Genomic DNA, 24,839 nt, shown 5'->3' with positions numbered 1-24,839 from the left:
TGGATCAGGAGGTCGGCTTGGCGAACCGGACCTTCAGGCGGCGCAGCACGCCTGCCGGCACGAATCCGGAGACATCGCCGCCCATGGCCGCGATCTGGCGCACAAGCGTGGCGGTGATAGGGCGTACGATCGGCGAGGACGGCAGGAAGATGGTCTGCACGCCCGGCGCCAGGGCGGCGTTCATGCCGGCCATCTGCATCTCATAATCGAGATCGGTTCCGTCACGCAGGCCGCGGATCAGCAATGTCGCTCCCACGCGGCGGGCCGCATCGACGGCAAGATCGGCAAAGGTGACGACTTCCAGACGGCCAGGGCCCAGCAAGGGACCGCAATCCTCGCGGATCATGTCCATGCGCTCCTCCGCCGTGAACAGAGGGGCCTTGCCGGGATGCACGCCGATGGCGACCACCAGCCGATCCGCCACGGCCGCGGCATGCCTGATGACGTCGACATGGCCGTTGGTCAGGGGATCGAAGGAGCCGGCGTAGAAGGCCGTCCTTGGCGTCGTGCTGGCTGAGGTCATGGCACTCTCATTGTTAGGGCGTGTCGTCAGTTATGGTTTCGGGCTGGACGGGAGCGATTTTGGCCATCTGCAGCGTTGCTTCGCTTGCCAAGAGGCAAGTCTTGGCAGCGCTCGCTCCTCCCATCTCGCCATTTTTGACCTCATCTAGCTCCAAACCATAGCTTACGACACGACCTAAGGCTTAAGCCGAATATCCAGGCAGCCGAAATGTTTCATTTTGATACACTTGCTGCCGATCATGGTGGCGAGGCCGGCTTGCCGGAACTTTGAAAAATCATCGTCATGGTCGTTCGCCCAGGGAACTTTCTGGCTGGCCGCGCATTGACTGAGGCACGAACTACGTCAAGCGAAATGCCTCGGAATTTGCAGTCTAGCGGGCAAATCTAGCCCAAAAACGGTTGATGCTCATGGCTCTCGCTCTTGTCATTTCCTTCGCACCCTCCCCCGCACTGCCGGGGCCGCAAGGACGGCGTGTGCGAAAGCGCACGGCGAGTCACGGCCGCATCATGGTTAATAGGTCATAAGTGATCAAACAAGGTTGAGACATACCTGAGCTGATAGGATGCATGGCTATGACAACCCTTCGCCCGGCCCTGGCAATCGGTGCAAGCCTCTTCGCCCTCGCTGCCGCTTCTCTTCTGGACGTGGCCCGCATGCAGCCCCAACAGGTTGCTGCGAGCCGTGGTGACCGGTTGAACGTCGCGTCTCTCGCCGCCAATTGCGGCAAGAATTCGGTGATCGCCGCCTGCGCTGGCAATGCCGCTATCGAGCAGGCAATGCCGCCGGTGACACTGGTCCAGGTTTTCGAGGGCGCCAACCAGACCACACTGGTCAAGGTCAAGCTCTCCCACTGATATCGAATTCGCTGTCGCGCCCCTGCTTTCGGCGTGGGATACGACAGCTTCCCTCCTCCAAGACCGCCGGTTCGGCCGATCGCAAGGCCTTATCGGAACTTACAAACGGCACCCTCACGGGTGCCGCTTTTTTTGGTGAGGCCTTATTCCTCGCCGCCTTCCTCTTCCTCGTCGCCGCCTTCGTCACTGACGCGCTCGACCGAGACGACCTTCTCGCCCTCGGCCGTATTGAAGACGATGACGCCCTGCGAGCCACGCCCAACGATGCGGATACCCTCGACCGGGCAGCGGATGAGCTGCCCGCCATCGGTCACCAGCATGATCTGGTCGCTGTGTTCGATGGCATAAGAGGACACCAGCTTGCCGTTGCGCTGGTTGACGGCCATGGCCACGATACCTTTGCCGCCGCGGCCGGTGATGCGATATTCATAGGATGAGCTGCGCTTGCCATAGCCATTCTCGGAAATGGTGAGAATGAACTGCTCTTCGGCCGAGAGCTGGGCGTAACGCTCGGTGGAGATCTCCACCGAGGCTTCGCCCGTTTCCTCCGCATCCTCGACGCCATTGTCGCCGTTTTCGGTTTCTCCGGCCACGGCACGTCGCATCTTGAAATAGGCGGACCGTTCTTCGGGGGAAATCTCGCGATGGGCGATGATGTCCATGGCGATGACGGTGTCCTCGCCCTCCAGCCTAATGCCGCGCACGCCCATGGAGTCACGTCCCTTGAACACGCGTACATCAGGCACAGGGAAGCGGATGCACTGGCCCAGTGCTGTGGTGAGCAGCACGTCGTTGGCCTCGGTGCAGATCGAGACGTCCCGGATCTGCTCACCCTCCTCCAGCTTCATCGCGATCTTGCCGGCGCGGTTGACCTGGACGAAGTCCGAAAGGTCGTTGCGGCGCACCGTGCCGGATGAGGTGGCGAACATGATGTGCAGCGTCGCCCACTGGTTCTCGTCTTCGGGCAGCGGCATGATCGAGGTGATGCGCTCGTCCGCCTCAATCGGCAGCAGGTTGATGAAGGCCTTGCCGCGTGCCTGGGGCGCTGCCAAGGGCAGGCGCCAGACCTTCTCCTTATAGACGCGACCTTTGGAGGAGAAGAACAGCACCGGCGTATGGGTATTCGCCACGAACAGATAGGTGACGAAATCTTCTTCCTTGGTCTGCATGCCGGAGCGGCCCTTGCCGCCGCGATGCTGCGCTCGATAGGTGGAGAGCGGCACGCGCTTGACATAGCCGGCATGGGACACGGTCACCACCATGTCCTCGCGCTGGATCAGGTCCTCGTCCTCGAAATCGGCATCCGAATCGAGAATCTCTGTCCTGCGCGGCGTGGCGTGGGCCGTCCTGATTTCCTCGAGCTCCGTGCGGGCGATCGTCATGATACGCTCGCGCGAACGCAGGATATCGAGATAATCGCGGATCTCGTTGGCCAGCGACTGCAGCCTGTCGCCGATCTCGTCGCGCCCGAGAGCCGTCAGGCGTGCAAGGCGCAGTTCGAGGATGGCACGAGCCTGTGCATCCGACAGGCGATAGCTCCCATCCGGGTTCATCGGATGCTTGGGATCGTCGACCAGCAGGATCAGGGGAGCGATGTCGCCCGTCGGCCAGTCACGCCCCATCAGGGCTTCCCGGGCCGAGTTCGGGTCCGGACTGGTGCGGATGATACGGATGACCTCGTCGATATTGGCGACCGCGGTGGCAAGGCCGCACAGGATATGGGCACTGTCGCGCGCCTTGTTCAGCAGATATTTGGTGCGGCGACTGATCACGACTTCGCGGAAATCGACGAAGGCCGAGATCATGTCCTTGAGGTTGAGCAGTTCGGGCCGGCCGCCATTCAGCGCCACCATGTTCGCCCCGAAGCTGGTCTGCAGCGAGGTGAAACGATAGAGCTGGTTCAACACCACCTCGCCGACGGCGTCGCGCTTGAGTTCGACCACCAGGCGCATGCCCTGGCGGTCGGACTCGTCGCGCACCTCGGCGATACCCTCGATCCGCTTCTCGCGCACGAGTTCAGCGATACGCTCCTGCAGGGTCGCCTTGTTCACCTGATAGGGAATGGCGGTGACGATGATGGCGTCGCGATCCTTGCGGATTTCCTCGATCGTGGCGCTGGCGCGCATGATGATCGAGCCGCGCCCGGTGTTGTAGGCCGAGCGGATGCCCGAACGGCCGACGATGTTGGCGGCGGTCGGGAAGTCCGGCCCCGGGATCAACTCCATCAACTCGTCGATGGTGATGGCCGGATTCTCGATATAGGCCAGACAGCCGTCGATCACCTCGCCGAGATTGTGGGGCGGAATGTTGGTGGCCATGCCGACGGCGATGCCGCCGGCGCCATTAACCAGAAGATTGGGAAAGCGCGCCGGCAGGACCGTCGGCTCCGATTTAGTGCCGTCATAGTTTTCCTGGAAGTCGACCGTGTCCTTGTCGATGTCGTCGATCATCGCCACGGCGGCTTTCGACATACGCGACTCGGTGTAGCGCATGGCCGCCGGCGGATCGCCGTCCACCGAGCCGAAATTGCCCTGCCCGTCCACCAGCATCAGGCGCATCGAGAAGGGCTGGGCCATGCGGACCAGGGCGTCGTAGATCGATTGGTCGCCATGTGGATGGTACTGACCCATCACGGCGCCGACGATATTGGCCGACTTGACGTATTTGCGATCGGGCGTGTGGTTGTTCTCGTACATCGAATGCACGATGCGCCGATGGACCGGCTTCAGGCCGTCACGCACGTCCGGCAAGGCACGGCTCACGATCACGCTCATGGCGTAATCGAGATAGCTGCGCCTCATCTCGTCGGTGATGGAAGTCGAGCGGATGTCGGACGGTTCCCCGTCTTCCGGCCTCTTGTCGTTTTCGTCAGTCAATGCACGGCCTCAAACCGATTCTGCGGCGTCCTCGTGAGCACGACGCGTATTGGGAATACGCTCCTTGCTCACGCTTTTCGTTCTCGACGCGTCCTAGAGCAAAGTGCGTTCAAGCGTGAACGCCAATTCGCTCCAGCTCTTTGTTTCAACGCATCTTTGCGATTTGAAGTGATCCATTCAAATCACAAAACGCTACGGCGATTCTCAGTGATTCCATTAAATCGCAAAACGCTTTAGCCCATTCCGCCCCCCGGCACCACCCTGGCGCTTCGGGTGCCAACAGCATTCTTCGATTTGTCTTTCAAAGGGTTATTCGTGACTCTTACCCAATGCTGTGGAGCCGAAAAACATGGCAGGCGTGAGGCACCCGCTCATGTAGGCCTTCGCCCGCACACCCCGGTCGCGCATCCATAGAAGAATTTCCGATACTCCACCTGCAGGCCTTCCGCTTCCAGCATGCGGGCGAAGGCGGAGGCATCTCCGAAATTGGCACTGTAGGTTCCGATCATCGCAAAATCCTGAGCCCCTTTCAGAAGGAAGCGTTCGATCATGGGCAGCACGGCTCTCAAATGAAACCGATAGAGCGGGCGTAGCCACCATCCCTTGGGATCGGAAGCCTCGATCAGCGAGAAACTGCCTCCCGGCTTGAGACAGCGGGCGATCAAGGCCGCGAGCTTGCGATGCTGGACCGGGTTGAACGTCTTCAGCCCGAAGGTTGAAATCACGAAATCGGCGCTGCCATCGGGCAAGTTGCTGGAGAGGACGTCGTCCTCGATGAAGGAGATCTTATGGGCTCGATGCGCATGGAGACGGGTCATGGCGCGCTGGTGCATGCCCGTGGAAATGTCGACGGCAACGATGCCGCCGATGGCGGGGTGGCGCTTCAGAAGATGGGGCCAGACCTCTCCAGTGCCGGCCATGAGGTCGTAGCCCGTCGCGGCGGATGCCGCCGGTGCCGGCAGCGCCTCGACGCATTGCCGGCGCCAGCGTTCGGTAAAGCCGAGCGAACACCAAGTGCTGAACGCGATATATTTATCGGAACAGCGATCGAAGACGCCTTTTACGAATTGCGGGTCGTAGATGTCCTCAGCCATTCGCTACCGCTATGGGAGTTGCGTGACAAATTTACCGGCTAGAGCGCCTTGCGATTTGACGAAAGCCGCGGGAATCGCAAAGACACGTTGAAACAAAGGCTTAGCCCAGGCGAGCGGTTACACTTAAACGTGCTTTGCTCTAGAGCGTCGGATCTGAAACTGGAATCGGCGATTCCCTTGGAGGGCAATTTGTGATTCACCGTTATTGGAGGTGGATCATGGGCAGGAGCTATTCTCAGGATCTTCGCGATCGGATTGTCAGCTTTGTTGAGAACGGCCATTCGCGCCGAGCTGCGGCTCGTCATTTTGAAGTGAGCGAGAGCTTCGCTGTGAAGCTGCTGCAGCGTGTGGTTGCCTATGGATCAGGGGCACCCGCGCGTCAGGGGCGTCCTCCTGGTGGAGGTAAACTGGCTGGAGTTGCCGGTTTCCTGATCGGTGTTGTGGAAGCAAGACCCGACATCACCATGCCGGAACTGGCCGCACGGCTCGGAGAAGTCCACAATTTGCGGGCTGCTCCTGCTGTGCTGTCGCGCTTTTTGTGCCGAAACGGCTTCACATATAAAAAAAGCGCTGATGGCGTCGGAACGCGCACGCGCACACATCCAGGCCGAACGTCATCTGTGGATTGACTATCGCCAGCCGCGCATGCGGCTGGAACCGCATCGGCTGGTGTTCGTGGACGAGACGAGCGTGAACACCAAAATGGTGCGGTTACGCGGCCGCTGCCCGCGCGGCGAACGGCTCCATGCCCAAGCACCGTTCGGCCATTGGCAAACCCAGACCTTCATCGCGGGCTTGCGCTGTCATGGGCTGACCGCACCCTGGGTGGTCGACAAGGCGATGGACCGGCAAGCCTTCGACGTCTGGATTGAAACCCAACTGGCGCCCACACTCTCCAGGGGCGATGTCGTCATTCTCGACAATCTCGCCGTCCACAAAAGCACCAATGCCGCACAATGCCTGAAGCAGGCCGGCGCCTGGTTCCTCTTCCTGCCGCCCTACTCCCCCGACCTCAATCCCATCGAGATGGCCTTTGCCAAACTCAAAGCCCATCTGAGGGCGGCTGCCGCTCGAACTTTCGAACAACTCTGGAACGCAATCGGCGATATCTGCGATCTCTTCACCCCAAAAGAATGCTGGAACTATCTTAACGCCGCTGGATATGCGTACGATTAAATGTCCGATGCTCTAGGGCAACAGGATCGACGATCCCGTCGTCCCCCGCCCTTCCAGGTCCTCATGCGCCTTGCGGGCATCCTTGAGTGCATAACGCTGGTTGACCGGGATGTTCACCTTGCCGGAGGCGACCGTCTCGAACAGGTCATGGGCCGTGGCCAGAAGATCGGCGCGTTCGGCGACATAAGTTCCCAGCGTCGGGCGGGTGGCGAAGAGCGAGCCCTTCTGGGACAGGACCAGCATGGGAACCGGCTCGACCGGGCCGGAGGCATTACCGAATGAAACCCACATGCCGAGCGGCTTCAGGCAGTCGAGCGAGCCGGGATAGGTATCCTTGCCCACGCCGTCGTAGACCACGTCGCATTTGTGGCCATCGGTGATTTCGGCGACACGCTTCACCCAATCCTCGTCGCGGTAGAGAATTGTGTGGTCTGCGCCATTGGCGCGGGCCAGGGCGGCCTTTTCTTCCGAGCCAACGGTGCCGATCACGGTGGCGCCTAGCGCCTTGGCCCATTGGCACAGGATCAGCCCGACGCCGCCCGCGGCCGCATGCACCAGCACGGTCTGGCCGGTCGCAACCTTGAAGGTACGCCGGATCAGATATTGCGCTGTCATGCCCTTGAGCATCATGCCGGCTGCCTGCTCATAGGAAATCGCCTCTGGCAGCGGGACGAGCCTATCGGCCGGATAGGTGCGTTCCGATGCATAGCTGCCATTGGCGCCGGCATAGGCCACGCGGTCACCAGGCTTGAATTCGGTCACCCCGTCGCCGACCGCGACCACCTCTCCGGCGCCCTCTGCGCCAAGAGTGAAGGGCAGAGACGGCGCCTTATAGAGGCCCGAGCGATAATAGGTGTCGATATAGTTCACGCCGCAGGCATGCTGACGGATCAGGACCTCGCCGGCTGCGGGCAGCGGTGTGGCGATCTCCTCATAGGTGAGAACCTCGGGGCCGCCGGTCTGATGAACGCGAATGGCTGCGGGCATGGCAAATACCTATCGTTGAAATCAAGTCATGAAACGGTGGGTCGCCTTTCGGGCGCTTGCAACTGTAATCCGGTGTGAGCACGCCTGACGATGTTGCCGATGTCGGGGATGATGTCCAGGGCCGTCCGCGTTGACAAGGGCGCCCCTGCTGCGGGCATTACTCCGCCCTGCGATCATGAACCGGTGCCGTGCGGAAATATCCGAGGATCAGGAAATAAACACCGATGATGCAAAGCGCCCAGGTGACCCAGTGTGCCGGGTCGACATTTTCCCAGATCGCCACAATCGCCAGCACCGACCATGCCACCAGCAAGGCCAGCGTGGGCAAACGAAGCTTGGTCACGCGCAGTGGATGCACGAACACGAAGGATGCGAAGGTCATCAGACCGAGCGCCAGCACCGCCAGGAAGATGAGGGTCATGGACAGGATCGTCGGCTGGGCCGGGCTGAGCAGGAAGAAATAGAATACGATCAGGTTCCATACGGCCGGGAAGCCTTTGAACCAGGCATCCTCCGTCTTCATCTCGTTGTCGGCGAAATACATCGCGCTGGTGAGAAGAATCACCGCCATGGCGATGAGGTTGAGCACATTGTTCGAACCGCCGAGCATGCCCGAACTGTAGAGGGCATAGGCCGGGACGATGACATAGGTAAGATAGTCGATGATCAGATCGAGAGCGACGCCCGACCAGCGGGGCGAAGCTTCGGTGATGTTGATCTTGCGGGCAATCGTGCCGTCGATGCCATCCACGAACAAGGCGAGCGCCAGCCAGGCGAACATCGTGCGCCAATCATGTTGGACAGCCGCTATGAGGGCAAGAAACCCCCACAGCACACCGCTGGCCGTAAACAGGTGCACACCGAAGGCCAGCCGCTTCTGCTGCGGGGTGATCGGATTGCCGGAAGATATAGGAGGTGATGAAGCCAACGCTGCTCGGATTCTCTACTGAAGGAGTGTCATCATATCGCCACATACCATCGGCGCTAGAATATTTTCTCTCTCCGGTTCGGGTGCCCACAAGAACTTCCAGGTCGGCACGCTGGATGCCGCACGCTCCCGATGAGGGCGTTTGGCGGTTGACAGGTCCCCTCACGGGCACCAACACTGCTCGAACCACCCACATCGCCGAGCCGGAAGTCGAAAACGAGCGCGCGATCCATGGAATGGTCGGCACTATCTCTGGCGTCCGGTGACATGCTGGGAGCGCCGCCGTGGTTCTGGGCGATCTTCGCATCGTCCATTACCGCCATTCTCATCTTCGACCTGGGTTATCTCAATCGCCGCATTCCGGTCCTGTCGCTTGGCCAATCGGTCGCCTTGACGACGGCCTATGCCGTCCTTGCCGCCCTGTTCGGCTGCGGCGCATGGCTGTATTTCGGGCCGGAGAAAGGCTCGCTGTTCTTTACGGCTTACGCGCTGGAACAATCACTTTCGATCGACAATGTCTTCGTAATGTCGGTGATCTTCGCCTTTTTCGGCGTACCTCGCCAATATCAGCATCGGGTGCTTTTCTGGGGAATCGTCGTCGCCATTGTCCTGCGGGCCATCTTCGTCGGCCTCGGCGCGGCGATCGTGGCGCGATTTGCCTGGGTGCTCTATCTGTTCGGCCTCTTTCTGATCGTGACCGGGCTGCGCATGCTTCGCAGCATGGACGAACAGGTCGGTCTCGACCAGAATCGGGCGATTGCATGGTTCATGCGTCATCTGCGCATGACGACGAAGATCTCCGGCGAGCATTTCTTCGTTCGTCTGCTAAAGCCTGGCGGCGAAAGGCCCGTCCTGCATGCGACGCCCCTGTTCGCGGCCTTTGCGGTGATCAATGTGGCGGACATCGTCTTCGCCGTGGACAGCGTGCCGGCAGTCCTGTCGCAGACCCAGGACCCCTTCATCGTCTACACTTCCAACATCTTCGCCATTCTCGGCCTGCGGGCGCTATACTTCGTCATTGACGCGCTTATCGCCACGTTTCGCTATCTGAAGGTCGCCCTGGCGATATTGCTGATTTTTATCGGCGCTGTGATTTTCTATGAACGTCTCGTCGGCGAGTTCGACAATGTGCTGACCATGACGATTACCTTTGCGACATTGGCGATCGCCGTACTCGCCTCGATCTTGAAACCCGAGCGGACCTGATTGCATCAAGCGGTTCGAGCCGCGTCTTGTCCGTAGAGGCGCTCGAATTGGGAAATCAGCCGGGCAAGACCGGCATCGGTATCGCCGATACCCCTGCCGTTCAATTCCTGGTCGAGAACGGTTACGTCACTGGCCCCGTGATCGAATGCGACGGCGGCCTGCGTCTGGTATAGACAACTTATTCCTTGCGCTGATGCGGCAAACTCTGTATGCACCCGGCTTCGCTTCGGCCGGAGGCTGAACGGATGACTGCGCTTGCGCAGTGGAGCCCCAGGGTTCCTGCATCCCGTGTCTTCGCCCTCTTAAGACATTCCTCGACGGCCTGCCGGGTCACGAGGGGCTTCGCGCCAGGCGAACGTGACAACCACGACGCGTTGTAACCAAAAGACAGGCCATCTCATGCCGAATTACGAGCATGTCTTCCTGGCTCGCCAAGACGTGACCTCCCAGCAGGTCGAAGCGCTGACCGCCCAGTTCAAGGGTGTGATCGAAGCGCATGGCGGCACCGTAGGCAAGACCGAATATTGGGGCGTCAAGTCCCTGCAGTATCGCATCAAGAAGAACCGCAAGGCTCACTTCACGCTGCTGAACATCACCGCGCCGCATGCGGCCGTGGCGGAAGTCGAGCGTCAGATGTCGATCTCCGAAGACATCCTGCGCTTCCTGACCCTTTCCGTCGACGAACTCGAGGAAGGCCAGTCGGCCATGCTGCGCAAGTCCGACCGCGACGAGCGTCGTGACGACGACCGTGGCTTCGGCTTCGGTGGCGGCCGTGGCGGCCCCCGCTCTGGCGGCAATGATCGCCCTCCGCGCCGTGAGCGCTTCGAAGGCGCTTCTGAAGAGCAGCCGCAGGGAGAAGAATGATCATGGCTACCACACCTGGACGCCGGCCCTTCTTCCGCCGCCGCAAGACCTGCCCGTTCTCGGGCCCGAATGCGCCGAAGATCGACTACAAGGACGTCAAGCTCCTGCAGCGCTACATTTCCGAGCGCGGCAAGATCGTGCCTTCCCGTATCACGGCCGTTTCGGCCAAGAAGCAGCGTGAATTGGCTCAGGCCATCAAGCGCGCCCGCTTCCTGGGCCTGCTGCCCTACGTGATCGGCTGATGCGTTTGCGGCGAGGCGCTCTTAAAGTATTTTCCAGAAAAGTTGATAGACTTTTCGATTAAGAAAATGCGTCAAAAGATACAGAGAAAGTGCGATTTATCTAAATTGCACTTTCTCTCGTGCCTCGCCGCCTATCTCCAACGACAGTCAGCCGGATGATCCGGCCATGGCTGGGGTCTTCACCGCAAGGCCTCTAACCGCGACAGCGGGACAGCTCGACAATGCAACGCGATATCCTCATAGGCCTAGGTGCCGGCCTTGCCGCAGCCATTCTGGTGCTTGCACCCGCGAGCGGCTCGGGCTTCGGCATTTTGCTGTCCGTATTCGCCGCGCTGCCCATTACCTTGGTCACGTTGTGCTGGGGGTCTCGCGCCGGCCTTGCTGCGGCCATCTCCGCGATGGTGCTGCTTGTGATTGCCGCCTCGGCCCTCCCCTCGAATGCACCTGAATTCTCCCCCTTCCGATTGGCTCTGCAATTTGGCGTCTCTCGGGCACTGCCTGCCTGGGGCCTTGCCTACCTCGCTATTGCCGGGTTCGGCGACGCCACGGCGGAGCGGCGCCATATTTCGCTCGGCAGTCTGGCCATTGTCGCCGCCGTGCTGAGCATGACGGGCACGTTGTTTGCGATGCTCGCGCTGGGCTCCACCCACGAACAGGCGCTCGCCAATCTCCGCAATGAAATCACGCAGGCCTATCGCATCATGATGGGGCTGGCGAAGGATCAGCCCATCCCCGCACAGGATGGCATGGACCCGGAAGCTTTCCTGCGGGTCTTCAGCGTTGTGCTTCTTCCGTTCACGGCCCTGGTCACCACGGTTTCCAATCTCGGCGGTCTGTGGCTGTCGGCCCGCATCGCCCGGATCTCGGGCCGGCTGCCGCGGCCCTGGCCCGACATCGCCGCGCAACTGCACCTTCCGATCTGGTCGATGGGCCTTCTGGCTGTGTCCTGTGCGCTGTCACTGTTCCCGGGCGCAGTCGGCTTTGCCGGGCAGTTGCTGTTGGCGGCGCTGCTCGGCGCCTTCCTGATCCAGGGTTTCTCCGCGGTGCATTTCCTTACCCGCGGCGGCGCCATGCGGCCGCTGATCCTGGCCCTGGCCTATCTGCTGTGCGTATTCCTGTCCTGGATCGCGCTGCCGCTGATAATCGTGCTCGGCCTCGTCGAGACTTTCTTCAATCTGCGCGGTCGCTTTGGCGGCCGCTCCAATACCCCCAGTACCCCTCAATAGACGAACAAAGGAGACAAACATGGAAGTCATTTTGCTGGAGCGCGTTTCCAAGCTCGGCCAGATGGGCGAGACGGTCAAGGTGAAGGACGGCTATGCCCGCAACTTCCTCCTGCCGAACAACAAGGCCCTGCGCGCCACCAAGGCCAACAAGGAGCGCTTCGAGAAGGAGCGCGTGCAGCTCGAAGCCCGCAATCTCGAGCTCAAGAAGGAAGCCGAGGCCGTTGCTGCCAAGCTCGATGGCCAGACCTTCACCCTGATCCGCCAGGCTGGCGAAACCGGTCAGCTCTACGGTTCGGTCACTGCCCGCGACCTTGCCGAGGCCTCAACCGCCGGCGGCTTCACCGTCGAGCGTTCGCAGTTCGTGCTGAACACGCCGATCAAGACCATCGGCCTGCACAAGGTGCTCGTCCATCTGCACCCGGAAGTCGAAGTCACCGTCACCACCAACATCGCGCGCTCGCCTCAGGAAGCCGAGCGCCAGATTCGTGGCGAGGACGTGCTCGTCCAGCAGGACGACGAGGAGACCTTCGAGAATCCCGAGGATATCGAGATCCCCGGCGTTCCCGGCACCGGCGAGCAGCCCGAGGTCTGAGTCTCGGTTACTCGATACGATCAAGAGCCGGGCGCCCGTCGCCCGGCTTTTATTTTGTGCGACTGTGAATCATTGTGAATTGCCGATCGGAGGCCAAGCGGACGAGTGGGCGTGCTAAGCTTGCCCCCCGACGAATCATGATCCGCAGAGCCTGATGTCCACACCTGTCGAAGCCACCGTACACAAGCTCGAGACCGGCCAAGCCGCAACCTTTCGGCAAGCCCCCAGCAATGTCGAGGCCGAACAGGCCCTGCTGGGCGCGATCCTGGTCAACAACGAAGCGTTCTACCGGGTCTCCGACTTCCTGCTGCCGGAGCATTTCTTCGACCCCTTCCATCGCAAGATCTACGAGCTCGCCTCAAGCCTCGTGCGTGCCGGCAAGATGGCAACGCCCATCACGCTGAAGACCTTCCTCGGGCCGGACCAGGACATTGGCGGGCTCACCACCCAGCAATATCTCATCCGCTTGGCGACTGAGGCCACCACGGTCATCAATGCGGCCGATTATGGCCAGATCATCTATGATCTCGCGCTTCGGCGGTCCCTGATCCAGGTCGGCGAGGAATTGGTCAACGTCGCCTATGACGCCCCTGTGGACATGACGCCGGGCGACCAGATCGAGGAGGCGGAACGCCGGCTGTTCGCCTTGGCCGAGACGGGACGCAACGAAGGTGGGTTCTCGACCTTCTCGGATGCGTTGAAGGATGCCATCGACATGGCCTCCGCTGCCTATCAGCGCGACGGCCAATTGTCGGGCCTTGCCTCCGGGCTTGACGATCTCGACAGGATGATGGGCGGCCTGCAGCCGTCCGACCTCATCGTTCTTGCCGGTCGTCCCGGCATGGGCAAGACCTCGCTTGCCACCAATATCGCCTACAACATCGCCAAGAACTATCAGTTCGAGATTCTGCCTGACGGTTCACGCAAGACCATCGATGGCGGTTCGGTCGGCTTCTTCTCGCTGGAAATGTCCGCCGAACAGCTCGCCACCCGTGTCGTGGCCGAGCAGGCCAACGTGCCTTCCTACAAGATCCGCCGCGGCGATCTTTCGGAGGACGAGTTCAGCCGCCTGGTCACCGCCAGCCAGGACATGCAGGCGACGCCTCTCTATATCGACGACAGCGGCGGCATTTCCATCGCCCAGCTCGTGGCGCGCGCACGCCGCTTGAAGCGCCAGCGCGGCCTCGACCTCCTGATCGTCGACTACATCCAGCTCCTCACCGGTTCGGGCAAGAAGGGCAGCGAGAACCGCGTGCAGGAAATCACCGAGATCACGACGGGCCTCAAGGCGCTGGCCAAGGAGCTGAATGTGCCGCTCATTGGCCTGTCTCAGCTCTCGCGTCAGGTGGAATCGCGTGACGACAAGCGCCCGCAGCTCTCGGATCTGCGTGAATCCGGCTCGATCGAGCAGGACGCCGACGTGGTGATGTTCGTGTTCCGTGAGGAATATTACGTGAAGAACAAGATGCCCAAGGAAGGCACCGAGGAGTTCTTCAAATGGCAGGCGGAGATGGAAAGCCTGGCCGGTGTCGCTGAAGTGATCATCGGCAAGCAGCGTCATGGCCCGACCGGTACGGTCAAGGTGCAATTCGACGCCGACGTCACGCGTTTCGGCAATCTCGCCCGCACCGATCATCTGCCGATCCAGACCGGCGAATAGGCCACAACCTTTTGGTCGGCGGCAATCTTTGCCACAAGCAGAATTTTCTGGTGAGGCCCGCCGATGGGCGTCGCCAGAAAATTCTGCAAATGTTTGGTCTCTTGCCGCTTCCTCCTGGTCGTTCCCGTGGCTCGACCAGGAGGAAGCTGCTCAGGGCCTTCCGTCGAATTCAAGTCAGCCTTATGGTCCGCGCATGACCGATTCCCTGCCTCCCGTCTATGCCCGCCTGACCATCGATACCGACGCCCTCGCCGCCAATTGGCGGCGCTGCGGGCAGCAACGGCCGAAGGCCGAATGTGCGGCCGTGGTGAAAGCCGATGGCTACGGCCTGGGTATCGACAATGTCGTGCCGGCGTTCAGCCGGGCCGGATGCCGCACCTTCTTCGTGGCCCAGATCGACGAGGGCATTCGTGTGCGCAGGCTGGCCCCGGAGGCGACGATCTATGTCCTGAGCGGCCTTGCGCCCGGCCATGGCGACAGGTTCGCCGAGAATGGTCTGAGGCCGGCCTTGGGATCGCGCGAGGAATTGCGCGAATGGTCCGCATTCGCCTCCGCCACCGGCTGGCAGGGAGGCGCTGCCCTGCACGTGGATACGGGCATGTCCCGGCTCGGACTGCGCGTGGACGAGGCCCATGCCCTGGTGGCGGAGGGAGAGCTGTTCAGGCCCTCCTTGCTGATGAGCCACCTTGCCTGCGCCGATACGCCCGAGCACCCGCTCAATGCCAGGCAGTTCGAGGCCTTTGCCGAGGTCAAATCGCTTTATCCGGATGTACCCGCCTCGCTCTGCAACTCCTACGGCACCTTCCTGCCGGCGGATATCGGTTATGATCTGCTGCGCCCAGGCGTCGCACTGTATGGTTCCAATCCCCAGCCAGGTCAGTCCAATCCGATGCGGCCGGTGATCACCCTCTCCGCCCAGGTCCTGCAAGTTCGTGACGTCCTGCCGGGCGAACATGTCGGATATGGCGCAACCTGGACGAGCCGGCAGCCCGCCCGCATCGCCATGGTGGCAATCGGTTATGCCGATGGCTATCTGCGCTCGGGGTCCTCCTCCGACGATTTCGACACGGCCGTGGCTGCTGTCGCCGGCAAATACTGCCTGATCGCCGGACGCATCTCGATGGACATGACGGCGATCGATGTAACGGAGCTGCCATCAGGGGCGGTGAAACGAGGCGATTGGGTCGAACTGATCGGGCCTCACCTACCGGTCGACGAGGTGGCTCGCCGCGCAGGTACCATCGGCTATGAGATACTCACCAGCCTCGGTACGCGCTATGATCGCCATCTGGCGACCTAGCCGATAGCGTGTCTGCGCCGCCAGTCATCAGAGGCTTGCTTGGGAAGAGCTGCAATGATCGACCATCTCGGTTTTCCGGTACGCGACTATCAGCGCTCCCGCGCCTTCTACGACCAGGCTCTCACGCCGCTCGGCTATTCGGTGCAAAAGGAAGTCACCCGGGAAATGACCGGCGGCAGCGCCCATTGCGGCTATGGCGCGGATGGACGGCCCCAGTTCTGGATCGGCGATGGCCAGGCCAGGGAAGGCAGCTTCCACATTGCCTTTGTCGCGAAAAGCAGGAAGGCCGTCGATGCCTTTCATGCCGCCGCGCTGGCAGCCGGGGCGCGCGAAAACGGTGCGCCGGGAATTCGCGCCCATTACCATCCGAACTACTATGCAGCCTTCGTGCTCGATCCCGACGGGCATAATATCGAGGCAGTCTGCCACCTCCCCGACTGACGGCACGCCCTAGGCCTTACCCCTTGTGCTCCAACAGCCCTTGGCCGCGCTGCTGTATCAGCGTGGTCACCTTGTCCGCGAGCATGGACAGGAAGATCGGCAGCAGGATGCTCACCGTCACCGCATCGTCGCCAATATCGACGCTGCCTGAAATGGTCTGCTTGAACACACTCAGGCGACAATCGAACCTGTCGCCGTTCCAGTTTTCCTCGAGCGAAGTGAATTGCCCGGCATAGCTGTTGCGCAACTGCGCAATACCTTCCTCGACGCGCTTGCGTGCGGCTGCGCGGCCGAGAGTGTGGGGAATGGTGACGGTCAGCGGGCGTGACATGGACTGTTCCAGGATGCGGCGCGTTTATGAAGATATAGGTTGTGGTTCGGCTTGCCTGCAAGGGGCGGTCGTTCCTGGCGCGTCGACTGAACCCGTAAACCCGACCTTTCCTTGCTGCCTTGAGTTTGATGGCCCGGGTCTTACGACGGCGACCAGCCTGGGCCGTTGGATTTGATCAGACTCGACCCGCCCGCTAGAAGGGCGTCATGGCCAAGCGAACTCCCTCCTATGTCTGCCAGAACTGCGGTGCCGCCTATAATCGCTGGCAGGGCAAATGTGATGCCTGCGGCGAGTGGAACTCGATCGCCGAGGAGACCAGCGCCATCGCGGCCGTTCCTGCCTCACAGCGTTCCAGAGGACGGGGACGGGTCTTTGCGCTCGAAAGCCTGACGGGATCGACCGACGAGGCGCCACGCCTGGTCTCTGGGATCGATGAACTGGACAGGGTGACCGGCGGAGGCTTCGTGCGCGGCTCCGTCCTTTTGCTGGGCGGTGACCCCGGTATCGGCAAATCGACGCTGCTGATCCAGGCCTGCGCCGCGCTTGCCAACCGCAACGCCCGGGTCATCTATATTTCAGGTGAAGAGGCTGCTGCGCAGGTGCGCTTGCGGGCTGAGCGGCTGGGGCTTGCCAGCGCACCGGTGGAACTGGCCTCGGAGACTTCGGTCGAGGACATCCTGGCGACCTTTGAGCACGGCTCGCCGCCACGCCTGGCGGTGATCGATTCGATCCAGACCATGTGGACGGATACGGTGGAATCGGCGCCCGGCACCGTCACGCAGGTACGCGGCTCGGCGCAGGCGCTGATCCGTTATGCCAAGCGTTCGGGCACCACCGTCATTCTCGTCGGCCACGTCACCAAGGATGGGCAGATCGCCGGCCCGCGCGTCGTCGAGCATATGGTCGACGCCGTGCTGTCGTTCGAGGGCGACGGCGGGCGTGATTTCCGCATCCTGCGCGGGGTGAAGAACCGCTTCGGCCCGACCGATGAGATCGGCGTGTTCGAGATGACCGGCCTCGGCTTGCGCGAAGTGACCAACCCCTCCGCCTTGTTTCTGTCGGAGCGTGATCTCGGGTCGCCGGGTACGGCCGTGTTCGGCGGCATGGAGGGCACAAGGCCGCTTCTGGTCGAGATGCAGGCCCTGGTGGCGCCGACAAGCCTGGGCACCCCCCGGCGCGCCGTGGTGGGGTGGGATACCAGCCGCCTGTCCATGGTGCTTGCCGTGCTTGAGGCCCATTGCGGCGTCAAGCTGGGCGGGCATGACGTCTATCTCAATGTGGCCGGCGGCTTGCGCATCCAGGAGCCCGCAGCCGATCTTGCCGTGGCGGCCGCTTTGATCTCCTCCCTCACGGGTGCTCCCCTGCCCGCGGATGCCGTGTATTTCGGCGAAGTCTCCCTGTCTGGATCGGTCCGGCCGGTGGCTCACATGGGCCCCCGTTTGAAGGAGGCAGCCAAGCTCGGTTTCCATCGCGCCGTCTGCCCTGTACCGGGAAACGAGTCGGGCTCGGATAGCGGCATGCGGGTGAATGGCGTTGCCTCACTTGCGACACTTGTTGCGGATATTGCCGCTTCCAAGCAGAACCCTCGCACCTCATCCACGCGTGGATGAGGTGCGAGGGTTCTGCGGACGTTTGAAGCATTGTCGATTCTCCGAGGGGGACCCACCAAGCCACTCTCGGAGAATCGACTTGTGAGAGCCAAAGGCGGAAATCCACTAAAGTTTCGCCATGAAGCGGGTATTTCCGTCGATTGCGCTGCAGCAAATGGATGACGTCGTGTCGAACCGTCGTTATAGAAAGGCGCGGCGCTGCCTGTCGTGCCGCCTAGTTCAAATCAGGATAGACCGCCAATGCCCGTAACGCTGCTGGATCTGATCGTCATCGGCGTCATGCTGATTTCGGCCCTTCTCGCAATGGTACGAGGCTTCACCCGGGAAGTTCTGGCCATCGCGGCCTGGGCCGCCGCCGCCGTGGCGACCTTGTTGCTATTCTCGCGTGTGCTGCCGCTGATTACGCCCTACATCAAGAACGATACGCTGGCCCGTATCGCGACGGGGGCCGGCATCTTCCTGCTCGTTCTCCTGATTGCATCCTTCATCACGATCCGTATCTCCGACATGATCCTAGACAGCCGGATCGGGGCGATCGATCGAACGTTTGGCTTCCTGTTCGGTGCGGCCCGTGGCCTCCTGCTTGCCATCGTCGCCTTCATCTTCTTCAGTTATCTGGTGCCGCCGAAGTCGGAGCCGGCCTGGGTGCAGGATGCCAAATCCCGCCAGCTTCTGGTGTCCGGGCGCGACTGGATCCTCACCTTGCTGCCGAGCGATCCTGAAAACGTGATCCTGAAGCAGTTGCGGGCCAATGAAGTGATCGGACCTGGCGCCGACACCAACACCAATACGCAAGAGCCCGATCCGGATGCCGCCGGCGCTCCCGCCGCACCCCAGACCCAGCCGGCAACCCCTGCCCCGGCGGCGCCCGCGCAATGATGCAATTGCATTGCCACAGGAAACTTCCCAAGCAGAGTTTTCCGGTGGGGCCCGTGGGCGGGTCTCGCCGGGAAACTCTGCAAATGTTTGATATCTTGCAAATTCTTCTTGATCGAGCCCATGGCTCGATCAAGAAGAATTTGCTTGGCAGGCATGCTGGAAAAGTCGATCGGTGGTACTATCTCAATGTCGAACGGAGCGGCGAAGCCTTGTTTCGGGCCGCTCAGCCCCTTTTGGAGAAGAAATCCAAGTGAGCGGAAAAGTCCAAATGAGCGCCATGACCCGTGAAAACGACGATCTGGATCTCGACGCCGACCGCCTGCGTGAGGAATGCGGTGTGTTCGGTATCTTCGGACACAGCGAGGCCGCGGCCATTACCACCCTCGGCCTCCATGCCTTGCAGCATCGTGGGCAGGAAGCTTGCGGTATCGTCACCTTCGACGGGGCGCGCTACAATTCGGAGCGGCGGCTCGGACTGGTCGGAGATACCTTCTCCAAGCGCGATGTGATCGAACGCCTGCCGGGCTCGCAGGCTATCGGCCACACCCGCTACTCCACCACAGGCGGCACCATTCTGCGCAATGTGCAGCCGCTGTTCGCCGAACTTGAGGGCGGCGGCTTCGCCGTGGCCCATAACGGCAATCTCACCAACGGGCTGACGCTGCGGCGCGAATTGATCGCTCGCGGCTCGATCTTCCAGGCCACGTCGGATAGCGAGGTGATTCTGCATCTGGTCGCGCGCTCGACGCGGGAAAAGTTCATCGATCGCTTCATCGACGCTCTGTTCCAGATCGAGGGTGCCTATGCCTTTGTCGGCCTGACCAATCATATGCTGGTCGGCGCCCGCGATCCTCTCGGCATTCGCCCCCTGGTGCTGGGTGAACTCGATGGCTGCTACATTCTTGCCTCGGAGACGTGCGCCCTCGACATCATCGGCGCCCGCTTCGTGCGCGACATCGAGAATGGCGAGGTCGTCGTCATCACCAAGGAAGGCGTGGAATCGCTGAAGCCATTTCCGCGCGTGCCGCCCCGCCCCTGCATATTCGAATATATCTATTTCGCCCGACCGGACTCCATCGTTCACGGTCGCAGCGTCTATGCCGTGCGCAAGAGCTTCGGTGCCCAGCTGGCGGCCGAAGCCGGCGTCGAGGCCGATGTGGTGGTGCCGGTGCCGGATTCCGGCGTACCCGCGGCGATCGGCTATGCCCAGGCCGCCGGTCTGCCTTATGAGCTCGGCATCATCCGCAATCACTATGTCGGACGCACCTTCATTCAGCCGACCCAGGCCATCCGCGAAATGGGCGTGCGCATGAAGCACAGTGCCAACCGTTCGGTGATCGAAGGCAAGCGTGTCGTGCTGATCGACGATTCCATCGTGCGCGGCACCACTTCGGTGAAGATCGTGCGCATGATGCGCGATGCCGGTGCAAAGGAGGTGCATTTCCGCATCTCCAGTCCGCCGATCACCCATCCCGACTATTACGGCATCGATACGCCCGACAAGGAGAACCTGCTGGCGGCGCGGATGGATCTGGAAGCGATGCGCGCCTATATGGGCGCCGACTCGCTGGCCTTCCTGTCGGTTAATGGTGTCTACAAGGCGTGCGGCTACGACCAGCGCGACCCAGTCCGTCCGCAATTTACCGATCACTGCTTCACCGGCGACTATCCCACCTTCCTCACCGATGTGGTTGGCGAAGGAGCCAAGCAGCAATTCGCATTGCTCGCGGAAGCAAGCTGATCTGTCTCCACCCCGGCTCAGGGGTGGACGAGCTTTCCGCTGGCCCCGGTGTCGAGCGCGTTTTGGCGAAAGCGCACTCTGGCTCCGGCTTGTTTTGACACGTCTTTGCGGGTCCTGGTGATTCCGTCTGATCGCAAGACGCCTTATCTCGTGAGTTTTCCGATGTCTGATCTTCTCAAAGGCCGCCTGGCGCTCGTCACCGGCGCATCGCGCGGCATCGGCCGTGCCACGGCCCTGGCGCTGGCCGAGGCGGGTGCCCATGTCATCGCCGTGGCCCGTACCGTTGGCGCGCTTGAGGATCTAGACGACGAAATCCGCGAGAAGGGTGGAGCGGCGACCCTTGTTCCTCTCGACATCAAGGATGGCGACGGCATCGACCGGCTCGGCTACACGCTGTTCGAGCGTTATGGCAAGCTCGACATCCTGATCGGCAATGCCGGCGCGCTCGGCGCGATCTCCCCCCTCGGCCATCTTGAGCCCAAGGACTGGGACAATGTTTTTGCGGTGAACGTCACCGCCAATTGGCGCCTGATCCGATCCTTCGACCCCTTGTTACGCAAATCCGATGCCGGCCGAGCCGTCTTCATCACCTCGGGGGCTGCCTGGAAGTCGACCGCCTATTGGGGGCTTTATGCTGCCACGAAGGCGGCGCTCAACTCCATGGTGGCGACTTACGCGGCCGAAACGGTAAATTCGCCGATCCGGGCCAACCTGCTCTCTCCCGGTCCCGTCCGCACCCATATGCGTGCGGCGGCCATGCCCGGCGAGGACGCCGATACCCTGCCCCACCCATCCAGCATAGCGCCGTCCATCCTGAAACTCGCGAGCCCCGACCTGACGGAAACCGGCAAGGTCTACGAGGTGCGGGAAGGACGATTCCTGAGCTTCAGAGCGCCAGAATAATTCCCCATGAGCGAACGGGGACGTTCGCTCATGGAAACGCCACGCTCCGCGGCTCGCCTATTTCTTCCGGTCGAACGGGTTCTTCGGTGAACGCAGGCTGAGCCGGATCGGCACGCCGGGCATGTCGAAGGTCTCGCGCAGGCCATTGACCAGATAACGCTTGAAGCTGTCCGGCAGAGCGTCGAGCTGGTTGCCGAAGAGAGCGAAGTGCGGCGGGCGCGTCTTCACCTGCGTCATATAACGGATCTTGATGCGACGCCCCGACACGGCCGGCGGCGGATGATGTTCAAGTACGCCTCCGAGCCAACGATTCAGGCGCGCCGTCGGTACGCGACGGTTCCAGGTGGCGAAGGCCCGGAAAGCGGCATCCATCAGGCGGTCCAGGCCTTGTTCCGACAGGCTGGACAAGGTCACCACCGGTGCGCCACGCAGTTGAGGCAGCAGGCGCTCGAACATTTCACGGGCACTGGCCAGCGCCTTGTGACGATCCTCGACCAGGTCCCACTTGTTGAGACCGATGACGATAGCCCTGCCCTCGCGTTCCACGAGATCGGCAATCTGCAGATCCTGCTTTTCGAAAGGCGTAGCGCTGTCGAGCAGCAGCACCACCACCTCGGCGAAACGCACGGCGCGCAGGCCATCCGAAACGGAAAGCTTTTCGAGCTTATCCTCGATTCGGGCTTTCTTGCGCATGCCGGCAGTGTCGAACAGCTTGATGCGCTTGTCGCGCCAGGTCCAGTCCACCGAGATGGTGTCGCGAGTAATGCCGGCCTCGGGGCCGGTAAGCATGCGATCCTGGCCGATCAGGGCGTTGACCAGCGTCGATTTGCCGGCATTCGGCCGGCCGATGATGGCCACGCGCAGCGGACGGATCACGCCCGCGCCGAGATCGATTGCCTCCTCCTCGCCCTCCTCGCCGCTGACGACGGCGTCGGTTTCGGCGACATCTTCCTCGGGTTCATAGCCGGTGGCCGGCGCGATCGCGACGATCGCTTCGGCAAGATCCGCCATGCCCTCGCCATGCTCGGCCGAGATCGGCACGGGATCGCCAAGCCCGAGGGAATAGGCTTCATAGGCGCCCTGGAATCCGGTGCGGCTCTCGGTCTTGTTGGCGACCGGAATCACAGGCTTGCCCGAGCGCCGCGCCACTTCGGCGAAATGTTCGTCGGCGGGGGTGACACCGATGCGGGCGTCGAACATGAAGAGGATCAGGTCACACTCGGCGATTGCCGCTTCCGTCTGCGCACGCATGCGCCCGGCAAGCGAAGCGTTTTCGGCGACCTCGAGGCCGGCCGTATCGATCACTTTGAAAGTGAGGTTGCCGAGCCTGGCGTCACCCTCGCGCCGGTCGCGCGTCACGCCCGGGCGATCGTCGACGATGGCGAGCTTGCGGCCGACCAGACGGTTGAACAATGTCGACTTGCCGACATTGGGCCTGCCGACGATGGCGATTGAAACGGCCATGGTCAGGCCTTGGCAGGCTGGTCGGAGGCGATGAGCTGCAACATCAGTTCAGCTCGCTGACGCAGCGCCTGCGGCACATCCTTGTCGGTGATCACGGCCTGATACCATTTGGAGGCATTGGTGAGATCCTTGGCCTTCCAGGCCGCAAGGCCGAGCACTTCGCGCGCCGAATGCCGCCAGGGTTCGTTTGCAGCAGTCAGCGGCTCGATCTTGCCGGCGAGATCCGCGTAGGAGGCGGTATCGACCATGAGATAGCCGCCGCGCACCTTGGCAAGGCTCTGCAGCACCGGGCCGAGCGAAGAATCGGCAGCCAGCGCGTCATAGGCCTTGATGCCATCCTCGACCTTGTCGTTGGCGGTCTCCGCCGCCAGACGGAAACGAGCAAGGGTCTGATAGCCGGCGCTTCCGTCCTTCACCAGGGTGCTGAGGGCGGCTGCGGCTTCCTTGGTCTTGCCGCTCTGGGCCAGGGAGATCGCCTGCTGGAAACGGGCTCCGGTGGCTTCCGCCTGCTGCTTTTGGTAATGCTGGTAGGCGACGTAACCCGATACGCCCACGACCACGGCAAGAGCGGCGCCGAGCACGTAGTTGCCATATTTCGACCAGAGCTTCTGCGCCTTTTCGCGGCGCATGTCCTCGCTGACTTCCTGGAAAATATCGGTCATAGACCCGGCTCGTATCCTCTAGAGCAAAGCGCGTCGTGGCAAAAACGCCTTTTGCCCTGAACTCTTTGGTTGGATGCGTCTTTGCGATTCGAGGAGATTCCATCAAATCGCAAAACGCTGTGGTTCGCGCTGGCGCGAGATGTGATTTCGGCGTAGAGGAGCAACCCCCTGCCGTCAAGCAAACAGCGCTCTTAGCCGGCCAAACCGAGATTAAATCTCGGTATTCTGGGCCTATCAAGCTCAATGATCCTAATCATCGTGCATGACCGGCCCCGGTGGCTATTGTCGCCGCAGCGCTCTCAGCCCGCTGCCGGCGAGAATGGTCAGTACCAGGAGCGCCGCCAGGAGCCACAGCCAGTTCGCCTTGAGATAGGCAAGAACCTTGGCCCAGAGGTCGGGGGAAACAGCGGTTATCAGGTTCGCGAGCGGTCGCGTTTCAACCTGCCCCTTAACCGGGTCCTGGTAACGATTGCCAGCGGAAAACTGCACACTGGTGAGGATCGACTGTGCGATCGGCACATAAGAGGGCACCTCGGCGGCCGGCGAAACCAGCGTCAGCTCGAAATAACCTTCATTGCCGAGCACGTAACCATGAATATTGGCCGTGCCTTCATCCGCTTCGCCGCCTTTTTCCGGGCTGATCGCACCCCAGATCAGCGTATGCTGCATCTCGTCATAACGCGGCTTGACCAGCCAATCCCGGACCTCGATCTGAGGCTCACCGCGTTTCTGGCGGGCTGCATTGCCTTCTTCCGTGGCTGTCTTGAGGCTCGCCAGCAGATCGTCGGCGTTCCAGCCACGGGCGTCGGCATCGTCGAAGCGCGCACCGGAGCGATAATCGATGAAGACGACCCAATTCTGTTCGCTGGTCGGCACCAGCATGCCAAGAAGTTTGGGATCGACGGGGTAGCCCGAAGCGGAGGCCCAGGCACCTGCCTCGGGCTGGCGCACGAAACCGGTGCCTTGCGGGAGCTTCAGCGTCGCCCGGTTATCCAGATTTGCCACGGAAGGACCTGATAGCAGCACTTTCTGCATCGCCTCGACCGCCTGCTGCAAGACCTGTGCCTTGCGAAGCCCTTCAGCCTCCTGCGCCACGCCGTAGCCGGGCAGCAGGAAGGCCAAAGTGGCGATAGCGAGCAGATATCTGGCAAACATGGGCAGTCTCCGTTCGACGATGACGCCCTATAGCGCCAAATTCTTTGCAGTCCATGCCTTTACGATCCATGTCACGGCCGGAAATTTCATCGGCGATGCCTTGCGATGTCGTTGCGATGTCACTT

Annotated in this window: 24 protein-coding genes and 1 pseudogene; 16 read left to right on the top strand and 9 right to left on the bottom strand. The window is 61.6% G+C overall.

Features of this window, described 5'->3' with window-relative positions; translation table 11 throughout:
- Positions 1–4: 4 nt before the first annotated feature.
- Positions 5–523, bottom strand: coding sequence for a pantetheine-phosphate adenylyltransferase (coaD, locus tag ACZYTC_RS08945; protein ID WP_434956423.1), 519 nt, complete (start codon positions 521–523; stop codon positions 5–7).
- Between the two features lie 572 nt (positions 524–1,095).
- Between coaD and ACZYTC_RS08940 the strand changes: the two genes are divergently transcribed.
- Positions 1,096–1,377, top strand: coding sequence for a hypothetical protein (locus ACZYTC_RS08940; RefSeq protein ID WP_434956424.1), 282 nt, complete (start codon positions 1,096–1,098; stop codon positions 1,375–1,377).
- 143 nt (positions 1,378–1,520) lie between these two features.
- Here the strand turns inward: ACZYTC_RS08940 and gyrA are convergent, their stop codons facing one another.
- A complete protein-coding gene (gyrA, locus tag ACZYTC_RS08935) occupies positions 1,521–4,178 on the bottom strand; it encodes a DNA gyrase subunit A (RefSeq protein ID WP_441771912.1) in 2,658 nt (885 codons plus the stop codon).
- 446 nt (positions 4,179–4,624) lie between these two features.
- Positions 4,625–5,347, bottom strand: a complete 723-nt coding sequence (locus ACZYTC_RS08930) for a class I SAM-dependent methyltransferase (RefSeq protein ID WP_488989363.1) — start codon at positions 5,345–5,347, stop codon at positions 4,625–4,627.
- 218 nt (positions 5,348–5,565) lie between these two features.
- Between ACZYTC_RS08930 and ACZYTC_RS08925 the strand changes: the two genes are divergently transcribed.
- Positions 5,566–6,523, top strand: a protein-coding gene (locus ACZYTC_RS08925) for an IS630 family transposase (RefSeq protein ID WP_454817430.1) whose coding sequence is annotated in 2 segments (ribosomal slippage) — positions 5,566–5,916 and positions 5,918–6,523 — 957 coding nt in all. Because the reading frame shifts where the segments join, the coding sequence is not laid out codon by codon here.
- 12 nt (positions 6,524–6,535) lie between these two features.
- On the opposite strand, the gene ACZYTC_RS08920 is transcribed toward ACZYTC_RS08925, so the two are convergent.
- Together ACZYTC_RS08920 and ACZYTC_RS08915 are read right to left on the bottom strand one after the other, a co-directional pair.
- Positions 6,536–7,510, bottom strand: a complete 975-nt coding sequence (locus ACZYTC_RS08920; RefSeq protein WP_488989362.1) for a quinone oxidoreductase family protein — start codon at positions 7,508–7,510, stop codon at positions 6,536–6,538.
- A 157-nt stretch (positions 7,511–7,667) separates the two neighbouring features.
- Positions 7,668–8,438 (bottom strand): CDP-alcohol phosphatidyltransferase family protein, encoded by a 771-nt coding sequence (locus ACZYTC_RS08915; RefSeq protein ID WP_434956427.1) that lies wholly within the window; start codon positions 8,436–8,438, stop codon positions 7,668–7,670.
- A 231-nt stretch (positions 8,439–8,669) separates the two neighbouring features.
- Between ACZYTC_RS08915 and ACZYTC_RS08910 the strand changes: the two genes are divergently transcribed.
- The 9 genes and pseudogenes from ACZYTC_RS08910 (at position 8,670) to ACZYTC_RS08870 (ending at position 15,969) form a co-directional block, all read left to right on the top strand.
- Complete coding sequence (locus tag ACZYTC_RS08910; RefSeq protein WP_488989361.1) at positions 8,670–9,644, top strand: TerC/Alx family metal homeostasis membrane protein; 975 nt, start codon at positions 8,670–8,672, stop codon at positions 9,642–9,644.
- Positions 9,645–9,670: 26 nt separating this feature from the next.
- Positions 9,671–9,817: a hypothetical protein gene (locus ACZYTC_RS08905; RefSeq protein WP_434956429.1), complete on the top strand. Its 147-nt coding sequence runs from the start codon at positions 9,671–9,673 to the stop codon at positions 9,815–9,817.
- A 226-nt stretch (positions 9,818–10,043) separates the two neighbouring features.
- Positions 10,044–10,508 (top strand): 30S ribosomal protein S6, encoded by a 465-nt coding sequence (rpsF, locus tag ACZYTC_RS08900; protein WP_434956430.1) that lies wholly within the window; start codon positions 10,044–10,046, stop codon positions 10,506–10,508.
- A 2-nt stretch (positions 10,509–10,510) separates the two neighbouring features.
- Positions 10,511–10,750, top strand: a complete 240-nt coding sequence (gene rpsR, locus ACZYTC_RS08895; RefSeq protein WP_434956431.1) for a 30S ribosomal protein S18 — start codon at positions 10,511–10,513, stop codon at positions 10,748–10,750.
- A gap of 221 nt (positions 10,751–10,971) precedes the next feature.
- A complete protein-coding gene (locus tag ACZYTC_RS08890; protein WP_488989360.1) occupies positions 10,972–11,976 on the top strand; it encodes a DUF2232 domain-containing protein in 1,005 nt (334 codons plus the stop codon).
- A 19-nt stretch (positions 11,977–11,995) separates the two neighbouring features.
- Positions 11,996–12,490: pseudogene (rplI, locus tag ACZYTC_RS08885) on the top strand (50S ribosomal protein L9); the annotation flags it as partial.
- A 232-nt stretch (positions 12,491–12,722) separates the two neighbouring features.
- A complete protein-coding gene (locus ACZYTC_RS08880) occupies positions 12,723–14,228 on the top strand; it encodes a replicative DNA helicase (RefSeq protein WP_441771721.1) in 1,506 nt (501 codons plus the stop codon).
- Positions 14,229–14,421: 193 nt separating this feature from the next.
- Positions 14,422–15,528 carry an alanine racemase gene (alr, locus tag ACZYTC_RS08875; protein ID WP_434956434.1) on the top strand — a complete coding sequence of 369 codons (1,107 nt, stop codon included), beginning with the start codon at positions 14,422–14,424 and terminating at the stop codon, positions 15,526–15,528.
- Between the two features lie 54 nt (positions 15,529–15,582).
- Positions 15,583–15,969, top strand: a complete 387-nt coding sequence (locus ACZYTC_RS08870; RefSeq protein ID WP_441771722.1) for a VOC family protein — start codon at positions 15,583–15,585, stop codon at positions 15,967–15,969.
- Between the two features lie 16 nt (positions 15,970–15,985).
- Here ACZYTC_RS08870 and ACZYTC_RS08865 read toward each other — a convergent pair whose 3' ends face one another.
- Positions 15,986–16,300: a polyhydroxyalkanoic acid system family protein gene (locus tag ACZYTC_RS08865; protein ID WP_441771723.1), complete on the bottom strand. Its 315-nt coding sequence runs from the start codon at positions 16,298–16,300 to the stop codon at positions 15,986–15,988.
- Between the two features lie 206 nt (positions 16,301–16,506).
- Between ACZYTC_RS08865 and radA the strand changes: the two genes are divergently transcribed.
- The 5 genes from radA to ACZYTC_RS08840 all read left to right on the top strand — a co-directional run bounded on the left by radA (position 16,507) and on the right by ACZYTC_RS08840 (position 21,433).
- Positions 16,507–17,910 carry a DNA repair protein RadA gene (gene radA, locus ACZYTC_RS08860; RefSeq protein WP_488989359.1) on the top strand — a complete coding sequence of 468 codons (1,404 nt, stop codon included), beginning with the start codon at positions 16,507–16,509 and terminating at the stop codon, positions 17,908–17,910.
- A gap of 240 nt (positions 17,911–18,150) precedes the next feature.
- Positions 18,151–18,789 (top strand): CvpA family protein, encoded by a 639-nt coding sequence (locus ACZYTC_RS08855; RefSeq protein WP_488989358.1) that lies wholly within the window; start codon positions 18,151–18,153, stop codon positions 18,787–18,789.
- Positions 18,790–18,872: 83 nt separating this feature from the next.
- Positions 18,873–19,043, top strand: a complete 171-nt coding sequence (locus ACZYTC_RS08850) for a hypothetical protein (RefSeq protein ID WP_441771725.1) — start codon at positions 18,873–18,875, stop codon at positions 19,041–19,043.
- Between the two features lie 14 nt (positions 19,044–19,057).
- Positions 19,058–20,530, top strand: a complete 1,473-nt coding sequence (gene purF, locus ACZYTC_RS08845) for an amidophosphoribosyltransferase (RefSeq protein WP_488989357.1) — start codon at positions 19,058–19,060, stop codon at positions 20,528–20,530.
- Positions 20,531–20,692: 162 nt separating this feature from the next.
- Positions 20,693–21,433 carry an SDR family NAD(P)-dependent oxidoreductase gene (locus ACZYTC_RS08840; protein WP_488989356.1) on the top strand — a complete coding sequence of 247 codons (741 nt, stop codon included), beginning with the start codon at positions 20,693–20,695 and terminating at the stop codon, positions 21,431–21,433.
- A 57-nt stretch (positions 21,434–21,490) separates the two neighbouring features.
- On the opposite strand, the gene der is transcribed toward ACZYTC_RS08840, so the two are convergent.
- From der to ACZYTC_RS08825, 3 genes are all read right to left on the bottom strand, one after another.
- The gene (der, locus tag ACZYTC_RS08835; protein WP_434956443.1) at positions 21,491–22,897 is read right to left on the bottom strand and encodes a ribosome biogenesis GTPase Der; all 1,407 of its coding nucleotides are present in this window, start codon (positions 22,895–22,897) and stop codon (positions 21,491–21,493) included.
- A gap of 2 nt (positions 22,898–22,899) precedes the next feature.
- The gene (locus ACZYTC_RS08830; protein ID WP_488989355.1) at positions 22,900–23,559 is read right to left on the bottom strand and encodes a tetratricopeptide repeat protein; all 660 of its coding nucleotides are present in this window, start codon (positions 23,557–23,559) and stop codon (positions 22,900–22,902) included.
- Between the two features lie 279 nt (positions 23,560–23,838).
- Positions 23,839–24,714: a DUF2167 domain-containing protein gene (locus tag ACZYTC_RS08825; RefSeq protein WP_488989354.1), complete on the bottom strand. Its 876-nt coding sequence runs from the start codon at positions 24,712–24,714 to the stop codon at positions 23,839–23,841.
- Positions 24,715–24,839 lie beyond the last annotated feature (125 nt).

It is taken from the genome of Labrys sp. F242 (assembly GCF_057813875.1).
The sequence above is the reverse complement of the archived record's forward strand: the minus strand, read 5'-3'. Positions and strand labels throughout refer to the sequence as shown.